At 57.0% G+C, this 19,019-nt stretch carries 17 protein-coding genes; 11 read left to right on the top strand and 6 right to left on the bottom strand.

Annotated features, from left to right (window positions below):
• Nucleotides 1–16: 16 nt before the first annotated feature.
• From fucP to envZ, 3 genes are all read left to right on the top strand, one after another.
• Complete coding sequence (gene fucP, locus PGR10_RS19790) at nt 17–1,240, top strand: L-fucose:H+ symporter permease (RefSeq protein ID WP_047079916.1); 1,224 nt, start codon at nt 17–19, stop codon at nt 1,238–1,240.
• Between the two features lie 341 nt (nt 1,241–1,581).
• Nucleotides 1,582–2,301, top strand: a complete 720-nt coding sequence (gene ompR / locus PGR10_RS19785) for an osmolarity response regulator transcription factor OmpR (protein WP_001157751.1) — start codon at nt 1,582–1,584, stop codon at nt 2,299–2,301.
• Nucleotides 2,298–3,659, top strand: a complete 1,362-nt coding sequence (envZ, locus tag PGR10_RS19780) for a two-component system sensor histidine kinase EnvZ (protein WP_015369373.1) — start codon at nt 2,298–2,300, stop codon at nt 3,657–3,659. The genes ompR and envZ overlap by 4 nt, the downstream gene beginning before the upstream one ends.
• A 221-nt stretch (nt 3,660–3,880) precedes the next feature.
• Here the strand turns inward: envZ and pckA are convergent, their stop codons facing one another.
• The 5 genes from pckA to PGR10_RS19755 form a co-directional block, all read right to left on the bottom strand.
• On the bottom strand, nt 3,881–5,500 hold the full coding sequence (gene pckA, locus PGR10_RS19775; RefSeq protein WP_045375850.1) for a phosphoenolpyruvate carboxykinase (ATP): 1,620 nt from the start codon (nt 5,498–5,500) through the stop codon (nt 3,881–3,883).
• Between the two features lie 356 nt (nt 5,501–5,856).
• On the bottom strand, nt 5,857–6,735 hold the full coding sequence (hslO, locus tag PGR10_RS19770; RefSeq protein WP_015703666.1) for an Hsp33 family molecular chaperone HslO: 879 nt from the start codon (nt 6,733–6,735) through the stop codon (nt 5,857–5,859).
• 26 nt (nt 6,736–6,761) lie between these two features.
• Nucleotides 6,762–7,163, bottom strand: a complete 402-nt coding sequence (hslR, locus tag PGR10_RS19765; protein ID WP_015369376.1) for a ribosome-associated heat shock protein Hsp15 — start codon at nt 7,161–7,163, stop codon at nt 6,762–6,764.
• Nucleotides 7,160–7,843 carry a GMP/IMP nucleotidase gene (yrfG, locus tag PGR10_RS19760; protein ID WP_047047984.1) on the bottom strand — a complete coding sequence of 228 codons (684 nt, stop codon included), beginning with the start codon at nt 7,841–7,843 and terminating at the stop codon, nt 7,160–7,162. The genes hslR and yrfG overlap by 4 nt, the downstream gene beginning before the upstream one ends.
• Before the next feature lie 59 nt (nt 7,844–7,902).
• Nucleotides 7,903–10,032 carry an intracellular growth attenuator family protein gene (locus tag PGR10_RS19755; protein ID WP_087859069.1) on the bottom strand — a complete coding sequence of 710 codons (2,130 nt, stop codon included), beginning with the start codon at nt 10,030–10,032 and terminating at the stop codon, nt 7,903–7,905.
• 285 nt (nt 10,033–10,317) lie between these two features.
• Here PGR10_RS19755 and nudE point away from each other — a divergent pair, with 285 nt between their 5' ends.
• The gene (gene nudE, locus PGR10_RS19750) at nt 10,318–10,878 is read left to right on the top strand and encodes an ADP compounds hydrolase NudE (protein ID WP_015703662.1); all 561 of its coding nucleotides are present in this window, start codon (nt 10,318–10,320) and stop codon (nt 10,876–10,878) included.
• Nucleotides 10,879–10,930: 52 nt separating this feature from the next.
• Here nudE and mrcA read toward each other — a convergent pair whose 3' ends face one another.
• Nucleotides 10,931–13,489 carry a peptidoglycan glycosyltransferase/peptidoglycan DD-transpeptidase MrcA gene (mrcA, locus tag PGR10_RS19745; RefSeq protein ID WP_430923977.1) on the bottom strand — a complete coding sequence of 853 codons (2,559 nt, stop codon included), beginning with the start codon at nt 13,487–13,489 and terminating at the stop codon, nt 10,931–10,933.
• A 214-nt stretch (nt 13,490–13,703) separates the two neighbouring features.
• Between mrcA and PGR10_RS19740 the strand changes: the two genes are divergently transcribed.
• The 7 genes from PGR10_RS19740 (at nt 13,704) to aroB (ending at nt 18,938) form a co-directional block, all read left to right on the top strand.
• Entirely contained in the window at nt 13,704–14,489 is a 786-nt protein-coding gene (locus tag PGR10_RS19740; RefSeq protein WP_430923976.1) for a pilus assembly protein, read from the top strand.
• Between the two features lie 2 nt (nt 14,490–14,491).
• Nucleotides 14,492–15,031, top strand: a complete 540-nt coding sequence (locus tag PGR10_RS19735; RefSeq protein WP_430923975.1) for a PilN domain-containing protein — start codon at nt 14,492–14,494, stop codon at nt 15,029–15,031.
• Nucleotides 15,015–15,452, top strand: coding sequence for a hypothetical protein (locus PGR10_RS19730; RefSeq protein ID WP_430921892.1), 438 nt, complete (start codon nt 15,015–15,017; stop codon nt 15,450–15,452). The genes PGR10_RS19735 and PGR10_RS19730 overlap by 17 nt, the downstream gene beginning before the upstream one ends.
• Nucleotides 15,442–15,846, top strand: a complete 405-nt coding sequence (locus tag PGR10_RS19725) for a HofP DNA utilization family protein (RefSeq protein WP_430923974.1) — start codon at nt 15,442–15,444, stop codon at nt 15,844–15,846. The genes PGR10_RS19730 and PGR10_RS19725 overlap by 11 nt, the downstream gene beginning before the upstream one ends.
• The gene (hofQ, locus tag PGR10_RS19720) at nt 15,755–16,999 is read left to right on the top strand and encodes a DNA uptake porin HofQ (protein ID WP_430923973.1); all 1,245 of its coding nucleotides are present in this window, start codon (nt 15,755–15,757) and stop codon (nt 16,997–16,999) included. The genes PGR10_RS19725 and hofQ overlap by 92 nt, the downstream gene beginning before the upstream one ends.
• A 269-nt stretch (nt 17,000–17,268) precedes the next feature.
• Nucleotides 17,269–17,790, top strand: a complete 522-nt coding sequence (aroK, locus tag PGR10_RS19715) for a shikimate kinase AroK (RefSeq protein ID WP_002920267.1) — start codon at nt 17,269–17,271, stop codon at nt 17,788–17,790.
• A gap of 53 nt (nt 17,791–17,843) precedes the next feature.
• A complete protein-coding gene (aroB, locus tag PGR10_RS19710) occupies nt 17,844–18,938 on the top strand; it encodes a 3-dehydroquinate synthase (protein WP_015369386.1) in 1,095 nt (364 codons plus the stop codon).
• Nucleotides 18,939–19,019 lie beyond the last annotated feature (81 nt).

Here is a 19,019-nt window from a genome sequence, read left to right as displayed (position 1 = left end):
TACTGAGGATCTCACCATGCTAGTGAATAAAACGGCGGAGCCGCTGGCGGCCCGCGCCGGGGCGACCCCTAATCTGCGCTGGGCATTTATGCTAGTCACCAGCCTGTTCTTTATGTGGGGGCTCTCTTACGGCCTGCTCGATGTTCTCAATAAACATTTTCAGGAGACCCTGCACGTCACCAAAGCGCAGTCCGGTTTACTGCAGGCGGCCTATTTTGGCGCCTACTTCCTGGTGGCGCTGCCCGCCGGCTATTTTATGGATAAACGCGGTTATAAAGCGGGGATCCTGGTCGGTTTGTGCCTGTATGCGCTTGGCGCGCTGCTGTTTGTGCCGGCGGCGAGCGTGAATAGCTTTGCGCTGTTCCTCTTCGCACTGTTTGTGATTGCCTGCGGATTAGGCTGCCTTGAGACCGCGGCGAACCCTTATGCGACGGTACTTGGCGACAGTAAAGGCGCCGAGCGGCGGTTGAATCTGGCGCAGTCGTTTAACGGACTGGGGCAGTTTATTGGCCCGCTGATCGGCGGCACGCTGTTCTTTTCAGCCACTCAGAGCAATACCGGCGACCAGAGCTCGGTAAAAATCACCTATGTCGCTATCGCCGTACTGGTGCTGGCTATCGCGCTGCTGTTCCGCCGCACGCCGATGCCGGATATTCGCGAAGAGGAGGGCAGTCAGCAAGAAGCGGCGCAGGGGCTGTGGCAGCATCGCCACTTTACCGGCGGGGTTATCGCCCAGTTCTTTTATGTTGCCGCGCAGGTCGGCGTGGGTGCGTTCTTTATCAACTATGCGACCGAGCACTGGCATGGCGTGACAAACCAGCACGCTTCCTATCTGCTGTCGATTGCGATGATTAGCTTTATGGTCGGTCGTTTCTTCAGTACCTGGCTGATGGGGCGGGTGCAGGCGGCGACGCTGCTGATGGTTTACTCGCTGGTCAATATCGTGCTCTGCGGTTTGGTGATGATGAGCATTGACGGCGTGTCGGTGGTGGCACTCATTGCGGTCTTCTTTTTTATGTCGATTATGTTCCCGACCATTTTTGCGCTGGGCGTTAAAAACATGGGCAGCCATACCAAACGCGCCAGCTCATTTATGATTATGGCCATCGTCGGCGGGGCGATTATGCCTTACTTCATGGGGGCGCTGGCCGACCGCTACAGCACCGCGCTGGCCTATGGGTTGCCGCTGCTATGCTTCCTGGTGGTGCTGTGGTACGGCATGAGCCAACGACGCGCGTAAACGGTAAAATTAGCTAAAAAGGCGGAGGAGACCCTCCGCCTTTTTCTTTTTTGTCGCGCCGGTGGTAAATTTTGCTCAGAATGACGGGTTTACCCTAAATAATTCGAGTTGCAGGAAGGCGGCAAGTGTGTGAATCCCCAGGAGCATAGATAACTATGTGACTGGGGTGAGCGCACGCAGCCAACGCACGTGCAACTTGAAGAATGACGGGTATAAATTGCTGTTTAATATGCTTTGTAACAATTTCGACTAGAATATATACCAGATTTGGCTGGTCGTATTAGCGTGGGTTTTTAAGAATACGCACTAACGATTGCAGTGAACCTTTGGGAGTACAAACAATGCAAGAGAATTATAAGATTCTGGTTGTGGATGACGATATGCGCCTGCGCGCGCTGCTGGAACGTTATCTGACCGAGCAGGGCTTCCAGGTTCGTAGCGTGGCGAACGCTGAACAGATGGATCGCCTGCTGACCCGTGAATCCTTCCACCTGATGGTGCTGGATCTGATGCTGCCGGGCGAAGATGGTTTATCTATCTGCCGCCGTCTGCGTAGCCAGAGCAACCCGATGCCGATCATTATGGTGACGGCGAAAGGGGAAGAAGTGGACCGTATCGTGGGCCTGGAAATCGGCGCCGATGACTACATTCCTAAACCGTTTAACCCGCGCGAACTGCTGGCCCGTATCCGCGCCGTGCTGCGCCGCCAGGCGAACGAGCTGCCGGGCGCGCCATCGCAAGAAGAAGCGGTGATCGCTTTTGGCAAATTTAAACTGAACCTCGGCACCCGCGAGATGTTCCGTGAAGATGAGCCGATGCCGCTCACCAGCGGTGAGTTCGCGGTATTAAAAGCGCTGGTGAGCCATCCGCGTGAACCGCTGTCCCGCGATAAGCTGATGAACCTTGCCCGCGGCCGCGAGTACTCGGCGATGGAGCGTTCCATCGACGTACAAATCTCCCGCTTGCGCCGCATGGTGGAAGAGGATCCGGCGCACCCGCGCTACATCCAGACCGTTTGGGGACTGGGCTACGTCTTCGTGCCGGACGGTTCTAAGGCATGAAGCGCGTGCGTTTTTCGCCGCGAAGCTCATTTGCCCGCACCCTGTTACTGATCGTCACCCTGCTGTTCGTCAGCCTGGTGACGACTTATCTGGTGGTGCTGAATTTCGCGATCCTGCCGAGCCTGCAGCAGTTTAATAAGGTGCTGGCATACGAAGTCCGTATGCTGATGACCGATAAACTGCAGCTGGAAGACGGCACCCAACTGGTGGTACCGCCGGCGTTTCGCCGCGAAATTTACCGCGAGCTGGGGATTTCGCTCTATTCCAATGAGGCGGCGGAAGACGCAGGCCTGCGCTGGGCGCAGCATTATGAATTCTTAAGCCAGCAGATGGCGCACCAGCTTGGCGGGCCGACCGAAGTGCGGGTGGAGGTCAACAAAAGCTCGCCGGTGGTGTGGCTGAAGACCTGGCTTTCGCCGAATATCTGGGTGCGGGTGCCGCTGACTGAAATCCATCAGGGCGATTTCTCGCCGCTATTCCGTTATACGCTGGCGATAATGCTACTGGCCATTGGCGGCGCGTGGCTATTCATCCGTATCCAGAACCGACCATTGGTCGATCTGGAGCACGCCGCGTTGCAGGTCGGGCGTGGGATTATTCCGCCGCCGCTACGCGAATACGGCGCGTCGGAAGTGCGTTCGGTGACCCGCGCCTTCAACCATATGGCCGCCGGGGTCAAACAGCTGGCGGACGACCGTACGCTGCTGATGGCCGGGGTCAGCCACGATTTGCGCACGCCGCTGACGCGGATCCGGCTGGCGACGGAGATGATGGGCGAGCAGGACGGCTATCTCGCCGAGTCGATCAATAAAGATATCGAAGAGTGCAACGCCATCATCGAGCAGTTTATTGATTACCTGCGCACCGGCCAGGAGATGCCGATGGAGCTTGCGGATCTCAACGCCGTGTTAGGCGAAGTCATCGCCGCCGAAAGTGGCTACGAGCGGGAAATCGCCACCGATCTGCAGGCCGGAGAAATTCCGCTGCGTCTGCATCCGCTGTCGATCAAACGCGCGTTAGCCAATATGGTGGTGAACGCAGCACGTTACGGTAAGGGCTGGATTAAAGTCAGCAGCGGCAGCGAAGCCAGCCGTGCCTGGTTCCAGGTGGAAGATGACGGCCCGGGGATTAAACCGGAACAGCGCGAACATCTGTTCCAACCGTTTGTGCGCGGCGATAGCGCCCGTAGCACCAGCGGCACCGGGCTGGGGCTAGCGATAGTGCAACGTATTATCGACAATCATAACGGTCGCCTGGAGATTGGCACCAGCGAACGCGGCGGCCTGCTGATCCGCGCCTGGCTACCAATTCCGGTGCATCGCGCGCTGTCGCCGGCGAAGCCTGCGAAAGAGAGTTGATTAGCGTATAAATATAAAAAAGCCGGGCATCGCCCGGCTTCAGACTGCTGACAAAGAAGGAAAAAGCGTGGTTTTTCCTTCTTTGTGGTTATCAGCCGAAAATCAATAAATTGATTTTCCTTGTTATTTGTCTCTTGCAATCTGTAAGTCCAATGGTTGCATGAGGTTTGTTATCAATCTCAAGCCGGGCATCGCCCGGCTTTGTTGTCTCTGCGACCTGATTAACGCTTCGGACCGGCCGCAACCAGCGCAGCGCCGGCCGGGGTATCGGTATATTTCTCGAAGTTCTCAATAAACAGTTTCGCCAGCTGATCGGCTTTCTCCTGCCACTGCTCCGGAGAACCGTAGGTATTACGCGGGTCGAGGATATGGGTATCGACGCCCGGCAGCTCGGTTGGGATCTGCAGGTTGAACATTGGCAGGGTGAAGGTTTCGGCGTTATCCAGCGAACCGTCGAGGATGGCGTCGATAATCGCGCGGGTATCTTTAATCGAGATACGCTTGCCGGTACCGTTCCAGCCGGTGTTGACCAGGTAAGCCTGGGCGCCGGAAGCCTGCATGCGTTTTACCAGCACTTCAGCGTACTGCGTCGGGTGCAGCGACAGGAACGCGGCGCCGAAGCAGGCGGAGAAGGTTGGGGTCGGCTCGGTGACGCCGCGCTCGGTACCGGCCAGCTTGGCGGTAAATCCAGACAGGAAGTGGTACTGGGTCTGGTCAGCGGTCAGGCGTGAAACCGGCGGCAATACGCCAAAGGCGTCGGCGGTCAGGAAGATAACCTTGGTGGCGTGACCGGCTTTCGACACCGGCTTAACGATATTTTCGATATGGTCGATCGGGTAGGAGACGCGGGTGTTCTCGGTCTTCGAACCGTCATCAAAATCGATGGTGCCGTCAGCCAGTACCACGACGTTTTCCAGCAGCGCATCGCGGCGGATCGCGTGATAGATATCCGGCTCGTTGGCTTCCGACAGCTTAATGGTCTTCGCGTAGCAGCCGCCTTCGAAGTTAAATACGCCGTCATCATCCCATCCGTGCTCGTCATCGCCAATCAGGCGGCGTTTCGGGTCGGTGGAGAGGGTGGTTTTGCCGGTGCCGGACAGGCCGAAGAACACGGCGACGTCGCCTTTTTCGCCGACGTTAGCGGAGCAGTGCATCGAAGCGATGCCCTGCAGCGGCAGCAGGTAGTTCATGATGGAGAACATCCCTTTCTTCATTTCGCCGCCGTACCAGGTGCCTCCGATAAGCTGGATGCGCTCGGTCAGGTTGAAAGCCACGAAGTTTTCGGAGTTCAGACCCTGCTCTTTCCACTGCGGGTTGGTGCACTTCGCGCCGTTCATGACGATAAAGTCCGGCTCGAAGGCCGCCAGCTCTTCTTCGCTCGGGCGAATGAACATGTTCTTAACAAAGTGTGCCTGCCAGGCGACTTCAGTAATAAAGCGCACGCTGAGGCGGGTGTCGGCGTTGGCGCCGCAGAAGGCGTCGACGATAAACAGGCGTTTGCCCGACAGCTGGTGAGTCACCAGGCCTTTCAGGTGCTGCCAGGTTTCCTGGGAGAGCGGCTTGTTGTCGTTTTTGCCATTGCCTTTATCAGACCACCACACGGTATCGCGAGTGGTATCGTCACGGACGATATATTTATCTTTCGGCGAACGGCCGGTGAAAATGCCGGTATCGACGGCGATGGCGCCAAGATTGGTTAATACGCCACGCTCATAACCTTCCAGTTTCGGGTCGAGCTCTTCCTGATACAGCGTATCGAAGCTCGGGTTGTGGACAATTTCCTGGACGTCATTGATACCGTAAGCCTTGAGATCCTGCGGGGTTAAACTATTAACGCGCATGTCACTGCTCCTTAGCCAATATGTACTGCTTTAAATTGTAGGGTTTCTTTCAGGGAATAGACCGCGACCAGGCTCATAGATTTACGTATCTCGACAAACGCCTTTCTTACGAAAAACACAGTGACTCCTGTCACGAAGTGCGCGTGATTATCTCAGGAAAACGGCCGTAGGTGGCGATAGATGTTTCCGAATGGTTAAAAAGTAATTAAAAAAACTGCTGAAATGTGAATGTAATCGCTTTCTTGAAAGAAAGTTACGTAACTCTTTCAGTGAAAATCGATTCAACACGCGGTCGAAATAGTTGACGCCAGGCGCGTCGGGTCAGAAAAACCCGGCAACGCCCGGCGAGAGGGCGATTAGTGTACCTGCGGATCCGCCGGCGAGGCGTTATTGCGGATCTCAGCGATATCCATCGCGTTAAACAGGTAATGATTACCGCAGTAGTCACAATGCATATCAATTTCGCCTTCGTCGGCGAGGATGCTGTCGACTTCTTCATCCGGCAGCGTCTTCAGCGCATCGGCGCAGCGCTGGCGAGAACAGGTGCATTTGAACTCGACGTCTTGCGGGTCGTATACCGTCACCTCTTCCTCATGGTACAGGCGCCATAATACATCGGTCGCCGGCAGGGTGAACAGCTCTTCCGCCTTGATGGTCTCGGTCAGGGTCGCCAGATGCTCGAAGTCGTTAAGCTGCGCGTCCTGAGCCGGCATCACCTGCAGCAGCATGCCGCCGGCTACCGCTTTACCGTCGTGCTCGCCGGTACGAATGAACAGACGAGTCGGCAGCTGTTCGGAACGCTGGAAGTAATCTTCCAGGCATGCCGCCAGGGTATCGCCTTCCAGGCCAACAACGCCCTGATAGCGTTCGCCTTCCTGTGGAGAGATGGTAATGACCAGGTAGCCGTTGCCGACCAGCGTTTTCAGGTCCGCGCCTTCCGGGATTTCGCCCTGAACGCGAGCGACGCCGCGCAGCTGCTGCTGGTTATTGCCGTTGATCACCGCCAGCGAGAGCGGGCCGTCGCCCTGCAGCTGAACGGTAATATCGCCGGCGAACTTCAGCGTGGCGGTCAGCAGGCTGGTGGCGACCAGCAGCTCCGACAGCACGGTTTTCACCGGCTGCGGGTAGCTATGGTTGGCCAGGATCTGTTCCAACGTGTCCGATACGGTGACCAGTTCACCGCGCACGGCATAGTTTTCAAACAGATAACGATGTAATTGATCGTGTTGAGTCATAATCATCTCTCTTGCTGGCGGCAGCGCTATTCGCTGTCGCCGTGTTTAAATCTCATCAGGTCGCGGCGCTCTTTTTTGTCCGGACGTCTGTCTGGGTGCGGCATCGTGAGCGCATTCAGCTTACGCGCCAGCGCCACTTTTTCGCGTTTCTCGATACTCTCTGCCGTCTCTTCATAAAGCATGACGGCTTCGCTGGCTGGCCTGCGCTGTTCGGTAACGCTTTTGACGATAACGGTGCGCTCGTCGTTGCCCTGGCGCAGGGTCAGGGTGGCATTCAGCTCGACGATTTTGCTCGGCTTACTACGTTGTCCGTTATAGTGCACCTTGCCGCCTTCAACCATCTCGCGGGCAATGGCGCGGGTTTTATAAAAGCGGGCTGCCCAAAGCCATTTGTCCAGCCTGACGCTTTCAGCGGGCTTATCTTTCATGGCCTCTCCTCCGGAGTCAGGGAAGGGATCAGCCGCCGGTAATCGTTCACGCCAGGATGGCGGGCATACTGTTTTTCCGCCAGGCCGGAATCCGGATTGGTGACGCCCAGGCAATAACGAATGCCGAACTGCGCCGCCGCGTCCAGGATAGCCTCGCTGTCATCGACAAACAGCGTTTTGCGCGCATCAAGGCCGGTTTCTTCCGCCACCGCGCGCCACAGGCGCTGATCCTCTTTCGGATAACCAAATGTGTGGGTGGAAAGTAATAAATCAAGGTGCGCGTCCAGACCGGTGTGCTTGAGCTTCACCGCCAGATTATGCGGGTGCGCGTTGGTCAGCAGGATGCGGCGCTTGCCGCTGGCCCGCAGCGCATCAAGGAATGGCACGGTATCTTCCCGCAGTTTTGCCCGCGGCCCCTGTTCGCTGGTCATCGCACAAATATCCAAACCCAGTCGCTCGCTCCAGTAATCAAGACAGTACCAGTTTAGCGTATGCTGCACGGCGTGATACTCCTGGTGCATTGCCGCTTTGGCTTCCTGCAGGTTGAGTCCGCGCGCGGCGCCCCAGGTTTCCGGGACCAGTTTTTGCCAGAAGTAGTTGTCGAAGGCGAGGTCGAGCAGCGTGCCATCCATATCCAGCAGAACGGTATCAACCTCCTGCCACGCGATATTGATTTGCATGGTGAGTCTCCAGCGAGGGGGAAATGCGCGACAGGGTATCACACCCTGTCGCGCAGGAATTAATCTTGATGATCCGGGGAAGGGATGAGAACCGGATTCAGGCAGCTTTCATAATATTTTTGAATTTCTTCCATGCGCTGGCGCTGGCGCTGATAGCGGCGGATCGCCTGCACGCCGTGCCACGACATACAGCCAAGCATCGCCAGCAGCAGCAGAGTGGTGCCAAGATAGCGCCACAGCCCGCTGCGATCGGGAATGCGGTGCAGGTTGATATGCTGGGTGCCATTGGCGTCGGTATAAAGATTGGTGACAATCCCCTCCGCATGGAATGGCGTGTGCATCAACATGCCTGCCAGACGCTGCAGCTCGCCCCACTGCTCGTGGGCGGGATAATCGTACAGGCTGATAGCCGGCCACGGCTGATTGACCAGTTCGCTGCCTTCATCGCTGGCGATCAGGAATCCGCCAGGGGCCGGGCTATTTAGCGCCTGCGCCGCGCGGGAGGTTTCACGCATCACAAACGGCGCGGTGGAGGTCGTCACCAGATTCTCCAGCGATTCGGCGCTCACCGGGCGCAGCAACACGTTCACTCCATCGAGCTTACCGGCGGTGGCGCGTTTGGTTAGCGCTTCCCAGTTGCGGGTATTGCCAAGGTTGACCAGCGCGTTCTTCAGACGCACGCAGTCATCTTTCGCCGAGCAGAGCTCGTTGGTTTTCAGCACGATATCGCCGAAGTCATCCAGCAGCACCATTCCTGATTTCTGAATTGCCGAACGTAATGCCGGGCTAACGTGCGAATCGTCGTCCGGGTCAGGATGCAACTGGCGCTGTACCGCCTGGACCAGCGCCGTGGCCTTACCGACGATATCGGATTCCGGCAGCGGCAGGGGAGGCGCATCGTTCCAGATGATCTGCGAACAGTCGAACGGCGTAAACGGCGAGGCTTCTTTCGCGCTCCAGGCGCCCGGCGTGCGGATGTTGCACATCCCGGTACCTTTTAATTGCAGCGTGTCGCCAATACGCACTTTCGCCTTCTCAAGCTGGCCGACGGTGGTGGCTTCGATGGTCTGCGCCCCCTTAAGCCAGGAGAGCGTGAATTTAAAGGGCATATTCAGCGGGACGCTAATCCACAGCATGATGACGACCAGCAGCGCGCCGGCGGCGATAATCGCGCTGCGTAGCCAGTACTGCAGCGGGAAGTTTTTCACTTCATCGTGCAGCGACAGGAAGCGCCCCTGGCGAACCACATGGCGGTTAAGATAAATATCAATATCGGTTTGCTGCCCCAGGTCCTGGGCGATCCATGGTTGCCAGTGGCGCGGATAGATAAGGTCGATAATCCCCAGCGAAATATTATTGACGTGTTCCTGGTCGTTCTCGCCAAACAGCCCCCAGCGTTTCGGCATTCCGCGCAGGCAGTGGATCTCGCGTAGCGAACCGGCCAGCGGCGGCGCATAGATGCCCCATAAGCCCGCAGCCAACAACAGTACGCCGCCGCCGAGCAGCCACGGCGCAAAGACGTCAGGGGAGATTAGGCAGCAATAGAACAGCAGGAAGGCTGCGACGATCATGATCCCTTCGCGCAGGCTGTCAGGACGGCTGAGGGCATGCTCTTCCTGAGTTTCCTGGCGGATGTTCAGCAGCTCGACCTGCTCGCTCTCCTCACCGCGAATCGACGCCTGGGTAGCTGATGCGCGTTCAAGCGCGTAGCCGCGGGCTTCCTGCGGATAGTCGCGCAAGGTGTGGTCGTTGAGAACAATCACCAGCGGCAGGCTGTCGGTTGGGATCAGCGAGACGCTGTTTTCGTCGTTGATATGCTGTTCCCAGAACGGCGGCAGGTGAACCTCCACCGAGTCGAGGAAGTATCGCCATTTGTTGGGCTCATCAGACGAAATGCCATAGCGGGTGACGGCGCGGGTGACGGTATAAACGGTGTCGCTCTGCTCATTCAGTTTCAGGGCGACAGGCGCCACGCTGGCGCCGGTCGCCGGTACCTGTTGCGACTGGCTGAGGCCATCGAGATACTTTTCGACCGCCTGGCGTTCATCATCAGAAAGCTTGCGGGTCGTCGCGTCGCTAAAGGCTTGCAGTAAGGGGAGGCGACGACGTCTGGCATGAGATCGATACCACCACCCGATAAGCAAGACACAGAGTAGCAGAGCTGTGAAAAAGGTCAGAAAGGTGCCCATGCCCATCCCATCGTCATAGTAATTTTAATTGTTTATCGGCACATGTTGTCTAATGCAGGAAATTTTATTGTGCAATGCAGCAGCATGTAAGCTTATCAAAAACGGGAAAACTCAGGAATCGGTAAATTCTCAAAACAAATTCAACCTATTGACTTTTTTATCTTTATGAATCTTTGCATTGCAAGCAAAACGTTGCAACTATGTAAATTAGTGGCAATTTGGATTGCCGAAACCGTGCTGCGTATCGCACAATGACTTCTGTAATCACAGCATAGACCGATGACAATGAGCAAATCATTACAAAAACCCACCATTCTCAACGTTGAAACGGTAGCGCGTTCGCGTCTTTTTAATGTTGAAAGCGTGGACCTGGAGTTCAGCAACGGCGTGCGTCGCGTTTATGAACGCATGCGGCCCACCGCGCGTGAAGCCGTAATGATTGTGCCGATTGTTGACGACCACATTATTTTAATCCGCGAATATGCGGTCGGCACCGAATCCTACGAACTGGGTTTCTCCAAAGGGCTTATCGACCCCGGCGAGACGGCCATGGAAGCCGCCAACCGCGAGCTGAAAGAAGAGGTGGGTTTCGGCGCCCGTCAATTGACCTTCCTGAAGAAACTCAGCATGGCGCCATCTTATTTCTCCAGCAAAATGAATATTATGGTTGCGGAAGATCTCTATCCGGAATCGCTGCCGGGCGATGAGCCGGAACCGCTACCGCAGGTGCGCTGGCCGCTGTCGCAGCTGATGTCGCTACTGGAAGAAGAAGACTTCAATGAAGCGCGTAACGTCAGCGCGCTGTTTCTGGTGCGTGAATGGCTACAGGCGCAGGGGCGTTTGTAGTTATAAGCGTCTCATCCGGACATAAAAAAAGCGCCTGCAGGCGCTTTTTTTATTAGAACAACTCGTGGGTTTCGCCACCGCTATCGGTAATGGTGGTGCCAACTTCGCGCACCGCCTGATGGGTTGGCTGCGTGCCCTCGATGAAGTACTCGGCGCGGCTGTTGCCGCCGTTAGCCAGTTGACCTGTGCTACGGTCGATATTCACCGTCACAATACCCGGCGGCGGCGTTAACGGCTCTTCCGGCACGCCTTCCAGCACCCGTTTCATAAAGTCATCCCAGGCCGGTTGGGCGCTTTTAGCGCCGCCTTCATAACCCGAAATCTGATCTTTAATCGCGCCGGAAGCGGTGGTACGGCCCAAATCGCGGCGGTGGTCATCGAAACCAATCCACACCGACGTCACGACGCCCGGGCCGTAGCCGGAGAACCATGCGTCTTTTGAGCTGTTGGTGGTACCGGTTTTGCCGCCGATATCATGACGCTGCAGGTCGCGGCCCGCACGCCAGCCGGTGCCCATCCAGCCCGGTTCGCCGAAAATATTGGTATTCAGCGCGCTCTTAATCAGGAAGGCCAGCGGCGTGTTAATAACATGCGGGGCATACTCCGGCGCGCCGCTTTGCGCGACCAGCGACTGATTAGCCTGCTCAAGCTGCGGCTGCGGCGGAACGTCGCCGTTTTGCGGCTCCTGAGAGGTGGCGACCTCTTCGACATCCTGGTTTTCCAACACGTTGGATTTCGGCGTATCGCCGTAGATCACCGGCGAATTACACTGCGGACAGGCGACCTTAGGCCGCTCTTCAAACAGCACGCCGCCCTGGTCGTTCTCGATCTTGCTAATGAAGTACGGGTTAATCAGGAAGCCGCCGTTAGCCATTACCGAGTAGCCGCGGGCGACCTGTAGCGGAGTAAAGGAAGTGGAACCCAGCGCCAGTGATTCGGTATGGACGATGTTCTGCGCCGGGAAGCCGAAACGCTGCAGATACTCTGCCGCATAATCGACGCCCATTGCGCGCATCGCGCGCACCATCACCACGTTCTTCGACTGGCCTAATCCCTGACGCAGACGAATAGGGCCGGCGTACTGCGGCGGCGAGTTTTTCGGCCGCCAGTCGGAGCCCGCGCCGGCATCCCAGCGGGAGATCGGCACATCGTTAAGCATACTGGCGAGGGTTAAGCCTTTGTCCATCGCCGCGGTATAAAGGAATGGCTTGATATTGGAGCCAACCTGACGCAGCGCCTGGGTAACGCGGTTGAACTTACTCTGATTGAAGTCAAAGCCGCCGACCAGAGCGATAATCGCGCCATTTTGCGGGTTGATAGATACCAGCGCGGAGTTCACTTCCGGCACCTGCGACAGCCACCATTTGTCGCCCTCTTTGCGCACCCAAATCTGCTGCCCGGTCTGAATGACGTCGGTCACTTTGCGCGGCGTCGAGCCTTGTTGCGTATCGGAAACGTAGCGACGCGCCCAGCGGACGCCATCCATCGTTAACGCCACCGACGTGCCGTTGCCCAGCAACGCGACTGCTTCCTGCGGATTCGCGGAGGTGACTACCGCCGGCGCCAGCGGGCCGACGCCCGGCAGTTTTTTCAGCGTATCGAGGATTTTTTTGTTATCCCACGGGGTCTCGCCAACTTTCCACAGCACGTTGGCCGGGCCGCGGTAGCCGTGGCGCATGTCGTAATCGAGCACGTTTTTACGCACCGACTGCTGGGCGGCCTGTTGGTTTTTACGCGTGATGGTGGTGTAGACGCGATAGCCGTCTTCGTAGGCCTGCTCGCCGTAGCGGTTGACCATCTCCTGACGCACCATCTCGCTCAGATACGGGGCGGAGAAGGCGATTTCCGGCGTATGGTAGCTGGCGTCAATCGCCTCGCTGCGCGCCTGATCGAACTGTGCCTGGGTGATATAGCCTTCGCTTAACATTCGCGACAGCACCACGTTGCGACGCGCGGTCGCGCGGTCCAGCGAATAGAGCGGGTTAAAGGTGGAAGGCGCTTTCGGCAGACCGGCGATAACCGCCATTTCGCTCAGCGTCAGCTGATCGACCGTTTTACCGAAGTAAACCTGCGCGGCGGCGCCGACGCCATAGGCGCGGTAGCCGAGGTAAATTTTATTGAGGTAAAGATCGAGAATTTCGTCTTTATTCAGCAGCTGTTCGATGCGGATTGCGAGGAAAACTTCTTTGATCTTACGCGTTATTGTTTTCTCCGGGCTGAGGAAAAAGTTACGCGCGAGTTGCTGAGTAATAGTACTGGCGCCCTGCGAGGCATGGCCTGAGAACATCGCTACGCTCGCGGCGCGGAAAATCCCCACCGGATCGACGCCATGATGCTCATAGAAGCGGCTATCTTCAGTCGCGATAAACGCTTTTATCAGCTCCGGCGGCATCTGCTGCAGAGTGACGGGGATGCGGCGCTTTTCGCCATACTGCGCAATGAGCTCGCCGTCCGCGCTATAGACCTGCATCGGGATCTGCAGACGCACATCCTTTAAGGTCGCGACATCGGGGAGTTGCGGCTCTATAAATTTGTAGAGGCCATAAATCGAGCCTGCTCCCAGCAGAACGCAACAAACTGCAAGGATAAAAAGATACTTTACGAACTTCACCGGAGAATTCCCATTTAGTTTTATTTGGGCAGTTTATAAACAAACGCGCGGTAGTATAAAGGCAAGCCAGGAGCATTGATATACCCCCACGGGGCGGCTTGCTGGCGCTATGCCTTCCGGACGGCGTGTCGATCGACGCTAAAAGCCCCCATTTCGCCACATGGTATATCCAGGCTGCTCCTTGAATCGCAATCGCGGATAAGGAGATCTAAGCATGACTTTCAGAAATTGGCGTATAGGAATTCACATTCAACAGGATAGCGTCGCCATCGTGGCGCTGTTGTACGAACGCGGGCGCTGGGTGTTGCGTCGCTGGTGGCGAATTCCGCTGCCGCCCGGCCTGGTGGTGCAGGGCAGCATCATTGACCTTAATGAGGCGGTGAAGCGGTTACGTGATTGGCGCCGCGAGCTGCCGCTACAACATCAGGTGTGCATTGCGCTTCCTGCCAGCCGTACGCTGCAAAAGCAGCTGCCTGCGCCACAGGTGTCGCTACGTGAAAGCGAAAGAGCGACATGGATAACGGGCACGATGGCGCGTCAGCTGGAAATGCCTGCCTCTTCGCTGTGTATCGATTACGCCGCCCGCGCGGCTAACGACGGCTGGCAGGCGACGGCGGCTCAGCGTTTGGATATCGACAGCCTGCGTCAACTGGCGCGGCGGCTGAAGCTGCGCCTGACGGCGATCGTGCCGGATGCGGCTGCTCTCACTTCTTTTTTCCCCTGGCTTACTGGCGCTGCTCAGGGCCTGGTCTGGCAGGGGGACGCGCAGTGGTTATGGGCGACCCAGGAGCGCTGGGGCTATTGTCCATGCGCTGAAGTCCCCTCTTTCTCCCACTTAACCTCGCGCCTCAATGATGAACAGTTCCAGCTCTGTAGCAGCCTGCCGTTGGCGGAAAATAGCTTTGATTGCTGGAGCGTGCTCCACCGCCTGCAGCCGCCGCTACCCGCCTGCGGCGATCGCTTTGCTATCGCGCTTGGTTTGGCGCTGGGGGGTAAATAACTATGGCGCAGCAGATTAATCTTCTGCCGTGGCGCGAGACGCGACGGCGGCAAAGCTTGCGTATGGGCGGGCTGCTGGCGGTGGCGATGGCGCTAAGCATTATCGCCCTGACGATAGCGACGCGCACGTTACGTCAGATAGACGTGGCGCAGCAGGTAATGCGCACCCAGGCCGACCATCTGCTTTATTCCGCGTTGTTACAACGCGAGCGGGAGATGGGCGAGGAAATACAGCGCGGTGAGCGGCAGGCACGGCGAGCGCAGCGGCGGGCGGCGACGCGTGCCTGGCAGCCGCGACTGTTATCGCTGGCCGCACTATTACCGGAGCGGCTGTGGCTGACCGGGCTGGACTACCAGCCGCAGGGCATCACTCTTTACGGTCTGGCGTTGAACCTCAAGGCGGTGGCGGCGCTGGAACAGGCGCTTGGCAAGCTGGAGGGCTTTCAACCGGTTACACCAGGGGCGACGCGGCGTGATGCACAGGGGCGCTGGGCATTCAGCTTTTTCCTTGCTGGAGAAACTACCGATGCGGTTAGCGATTGAACGCCTGCTGGCGCTGAGCGGATGGCCGTTAGCGTTACTCTGCGGCGCAGTGTTGGCTGCGGCAATGTATCTGGCGTTTTCGCTTGCTGCTGTCAGCGCTTCGCAGCCTGCGCCGCCGCCCCTACAGACGCAATGGCGGCGAGTATTGCCGCTGCGCGCCACGCTGCAGCAACGCGTGGTTCATGATTGGACGGCCCGACGTTTTTCACCGCTGGAACCACCCGTGGCCGGTATCTTGTTACAGGCCTGGCAACCGCGAGGGCACGGCGGCGAGATGCTTGCTGTGGTTGACTGGCAGGCGTTGCCGCCGCTGTTTGCCTGGCTTGCCGACTGCGGGGTACACCCTGGCGCTTTTTCATTGAATATCGAAAAAGGGGCGTTGCAGTTGTCGCTACAGCTGGAGAAGGACGATGAACCATAAAGGATACTTGCTGCTGTTGTTTTGCCCGCTGCTGGCAGGGGCGCGGGATCCTTTTTTACCGGTCGAGGATCGCTGCCAGACCACGCAGCTGACACAGTGGCGATACGGCGGCGGAACTGGCCGTCCGGCGCTGTGGCTGGGCCTTATTCAGGAGCGCACCGGTCAGTGGCGGCGTGTACGAAGCAACGATGTTTTGCCTGGCGGTTGGCGAATTCGACAGCTAACGGCAGAAACATTAACTCTGGAGGCCAGCGCCGGGTGCGAACCCGCACGCTGGGTCTGGTCACGAAAGGGAAGCCAACATGATGCGAAGGATAAGTCTGCTGCTACTTCTGCCGCTGCCGCTGCTGGCCGCGGCGGCGAAAAAAGAACCGCCGGTGTCGTTGGTGGTTGATGATGTACCGGTGGTTCAGGTACTGCAAAGCCTGGCGGAAATGCAAAATCTTAATGTAATCGTGGCGCCGGAGGTCAGCGGTACGCTGTCGCTTCACTTAAACAGCGTTTCCTGGCGACAGGCGCTCCAGTCGGTTCTCGATAGCGCCGGGCTGACAATGGCCCGGCAGGGCACGGTGTTGTACATCCATACACAGGCGTGGCAGCAAGCAAAACGAGCGCAGCTGGAAGCCGAGCAGGCTAAACGCTGGCAGAATCTGCCATTACGCAACCACAGTATCCCGCTGCGCTATGCCGACGCAGACGAACTGGCGAAATCCGGGGGCAAGCTGTTGAGCGCCCGTGGCACGATGACCGTCGATCGGCGAACTAATCGTCTGTTAATCCGCGACGACGATCGTCATCTGCCGGCGCTGAAGGCGTGGGCTGAAGAGATGGATCTGCCGGTCGGGCAGGTGGAGCTGGCGGCGCACATTGTGTCAATGAGCGCGACCAGCCTGCGCGAGCTTGGCGTGAAGTGGAGCCTGGCGGAGGCCAGCAGCACGCCGGGGATGGGGAAAATGACCAACCTGAGCAGCAATCTGGCGGTGTCAGACGCAACCACCCGCGGCGGCTTTAATATCGGCCGGATTAACGGGCGGTTATTGGAGCTGGAGCTTTCCGCGCTGGAGCAAAAGCAGCAGGTGGACATCATCGCCAGTCCGCGCCTGCTGGCGTCGCATATGCAACCCGCTAGTATCAAACAGGGCAGCGAAATCCCCTATCAGGTCTCCAGCGGAGAAAGCGGCGCCACCTCGGTTGAGTTTAAAGAGGCGGTCCTGGGGATGGAAGTGACGCCGACGGTGCTACAGCAGGATCGCGTGCGCCTGAAGCTGCGCATTAGCGAAAATACGCCAGGCCAGGTTCTGCAGCAGGAAAACGGCGAAGCGCTGGCAATTGATAAGCAAGAGATTGAAACCTTAGTCGAGGTGAAAAGCGGCGAGACCCTGGCGCTGGGCGGTATTTTTTCACAGAAGAATAAGTCGGCGCGCGACAGTGTGCCGTTGCTTGGCGAAATCCCCATACTCGGGCAGCTGTTTCGCCATGATGGTAAAGATAATGAACGACGTGAACTGGTTGTCTTCATCACGCCGCGGATTCTGGCAGTACATTAAGCGGGTTTTTCATGCTAAACACGTTTCAGGTGTTTGACGCGGGGACGGATTTAGCATACAAGGGGTACCGATTTGAGAGTCGGGTACGACATCAATCCTCCCTTTATGTCCGGTGATTTTATTCTGTTGCCAAACCAGCCGGAGTATTGAGATAATTTTTAGTCTGACTCTCGCTCTATTGCATATGAGGTTTCAGTTCATGTCCTGCTGCGCTGGGTGTCTGCGAAGCGGGTTTATCATTAACGAATAGTCTTAGTAGTACCGAAAAAATGGCAGAGAAACGCAATATCTTTCTGGTTGGGCCTATGGGTGCCGGCAAAAGCACTATTGGGCGCCAGTTAGCCCAACAGCTCAACATGGAATTTTACGATTCTGATCAAGAGATTGAGAAACGCACTGGCGCAGACGTCGGCTGGGTCTTCGATGTCGAAGGCGAAGAAGGCTTCCGCGATCGTGAAGAAAAAATCATCAATGAGTTGACGGAAAAACAGGGAATCGTACTCGCCACTGGCGGCGGCTCAGTAAAATCCCGTGAAACGCGTAACCGTCTCTCCGCCCGCGGCGTGGTGGTCTACCTGGAAACAACGATCGAAAAACAACTTGCTCGTACGCAGCGCGATAAAAAGCGTCCTTTATTACAAGTAGATGCGCCGCCACGTGAAGTTCTTGAAGCGTTGGCAGATGAACGTAATCCACTGTATGAAGAGATCGCCGATGTGACTATCCGCACCGACGATCAAAGTGCGAAAGTCGTTGCAAACCAGATTATTCATATGCTGGAAAGCAACTGATTCTGGCTTAATAAAGTGCGTCAGAGTAAAGCAACTGAGGTGGACGTCGCGTTATGGAGAAGCTGACTGTAACTCTCGGGGAACGTAGTTACCCGATTACCATCGCGGCTGGTTTGTTTAACGATCCAGCTTCTTTTCTGCCACTGAAATCAGGCGACCAGGTCATGCTGGTCACCAATGAAACGCTGGCGCCGCTTTATCTTGATACCGTTCGCTCCGTACTGGAGCAAGCGGGTGTCAACGTCGACAGCGTGATCCTGCCGGATGGCGAGCAATATAAAAGCCTGGCGGTGATGGATACGGTATTTACCGCGCTGTTGCAAAAACCACATGGCCGCGACACCACACTCGTGGCGCTCGGCGGCGGCGTGGTTGGCGATTTAACCGGTTTTGCCGCTGCGAGCTATCAGCGCGGCGTACGTTTTATTCAAGTTCCCACCACGCTGCTTTCGCAGGTGGACTCTTCGGTTGGCGGCAAAACGGCCGTAAACCATCCCCTCGGTAAAAATATGATTGGCGCCTTCTGGCAGCCGGTTTCCGTGGTCGTCGACCTTAATTGCCTCAAAACCTTGCCGAAGCGCGAGCTCTCCTCCGGCCTGGCTGAGGTCATTAAGTACGGCATTATTCTTGACGGCGAGTTCTTCTGCTGGCTTGAAGACAACATCGATGCGCTGATGGCGCTGGATGAATCGGCGATGGCGTACTGTATTCGCCGTTGTTGTGAGCTAAAAGCCGAAGTTGTCGCTGCCGACGAGCGCGAAACCGGGTTACGTGCTTTACTGAATCTGGGACATACATTTGGCCATGCTATCGAAGCTGAAATGGGCTACGGTAACTGGCTACATGGCGAAGCTGTGGCGGCCGGAATGGTCATGGCGGCGCATACGTCCGAGCGTTTAGGGCAGTTTAGCGCGCAGGATACGCAGCGTATGATTGCGCTGTTGCAACGTGCAGGGTTGCCGGTACGCGGGCCGCAGGAAATGTCTGCAGAAGCGTATTTGCCTCACATGATGCGTGATAAAAAGGTACTGGCAGGCGAAATGCGCCTGGTATTACCGCTCGCTATAGGAAAGAGCGAGGTCCGCGGCGGAGTGTCGCACGATGTAGTTCTTGGCGCGATTGCTGATACTCAGCAGGCGCAACAATAAGAAGGTCTAGCCGCGTCCGCGCGGCGTTATCATTTCGGGCAACATGCAATAATCGTGAGCATAAGCCTTTTAGTGGGGTGT

It is taken from the genome of Klebsiella sp. 141198 (assembly GCF_050600785.1).
GTDB classification, from domain to species: domain Bacteria; phylum Pseudomonadota; class Gammaproteobacteria; order Enterobacterales; family Enterobacteriaceae; genus Klebsiella; species Klebsiella aerogenes.
The sequence above is the reverse complement of the archived record's forward strand: the minus strand, read 5'-3'. Positions and strand labels throughout refer to the sequence as shown.

Excerpts from the sequence above, each read along its gene's own strand:
- aroK (WP_002920267.1), top strand. The coding sequence starts at position 17,269 with ATGGCAGAGAAACGCAATATCTTTCTGGTTGGGCCTATGGGTGCCGGC.
- hslR (WP_015369376.1), bottom strand. The coding sequence starts at position 7,163 with ATGAAAGATAAGCCCGCTGAAAGCGTCAGGCTGGACAAATGGCTTTGG.
- PGR10_RS19725 (WP_430923974.1), top strand. The coding sequence starts at position 15,442 with ATGAACCATAAAGGATACTTGCTGCTGTTGTTTTGCCCGCTGCTGGCA.
- PGR10_RS19740 (WP_430923976.1), top strand. The coding sequence starts at position 13,704 with ATGACTTTCAGAAATTGGCGTATAGGAATTCACATTCAACAGGATAGC.
- ompR (WP_001157751.1), top strand. The coding sequence starts at position 1,582 with ATGCAAGAGAATTATAAGATTCTGGTTGTGGATGACGATATGCGCCTG.
- yrfG (WP_047047984.1), bottom strand. The coding sequence starts at position 7,843 with ATGCAAATCAATATCGCGTGGCAGGAGGTTGATACCGTTCTGCTGGAT.
- PGR10_RS19730 (WP_430921892.1), top strand. The coding sequence starts at position 15,015 with ATGCGGTTAGCGATTGAACGCCTGCTGGCGCTGAGCGGATGGCCGTTA.
- PGR10_RS19755 (WP_087859069.1), bottom strand. The coding sequence starts at position 10,032 with ATGGGCACCTTTCTGACCTTTTTCACAGCTCTGCTACTCTGTGTCTTG.
- envZ (WP_015369373.1), top strand. The coding sequence starts at position 2,298 with ATGAAGCGCGTGCGTTTTTCGCCGCGAAGCTCATTTGCCCGCACCCTG.
- pckA (WP_045375850.1), bottom strand. The coding sequence starts at position 5,500 with ATGCGCGTTAATAGTTTAACCCCGCAGGATCTCAAGGCTTACGGTATC.
- aroB (WP_015369386.1), top strand. The coding sequence starts at position 17,844 with ATGGAGAAGCTGACTGTAACTCTCGGGGAACGTAGTTACCCGATTACC.
- hofQ (WP_430923973.1), top strand. The coding sequence starts at position 15,755 with ATGATGCGAAGGATAAGTCTGCTGCTACTTCTGCCGCTGCCGCTGCTG.
- PGR10_RS19735 (WP_430923975.1), top strand. The coding sequence starts at position 14,492 with ATGGCGCAGCAGATTAATCTTCTGCCGTGGCGCGAGACGCGACGGCGG.
- hslO (WP_015703666.1), bottom strand. The coding sequence starts at position 6,735 with ATGACTCAACACGATCAATTACATCGTTATCTGTTTGAAAACTATGCC.
- nudE (WP_015703662.1), top strand. The coding sequence starts at position 10,318 with ATGAGCAAATCATTACAAAAACCCACCATTCTCAACGTTGAAACGGTA.
- fucP (WP_047079916.1), top strand. The coding sequence starts at position 17 with ATGCTAGTGAATAAAACGGCGGAGCCGCTGGCGGCCCGCGCCGGGGCG.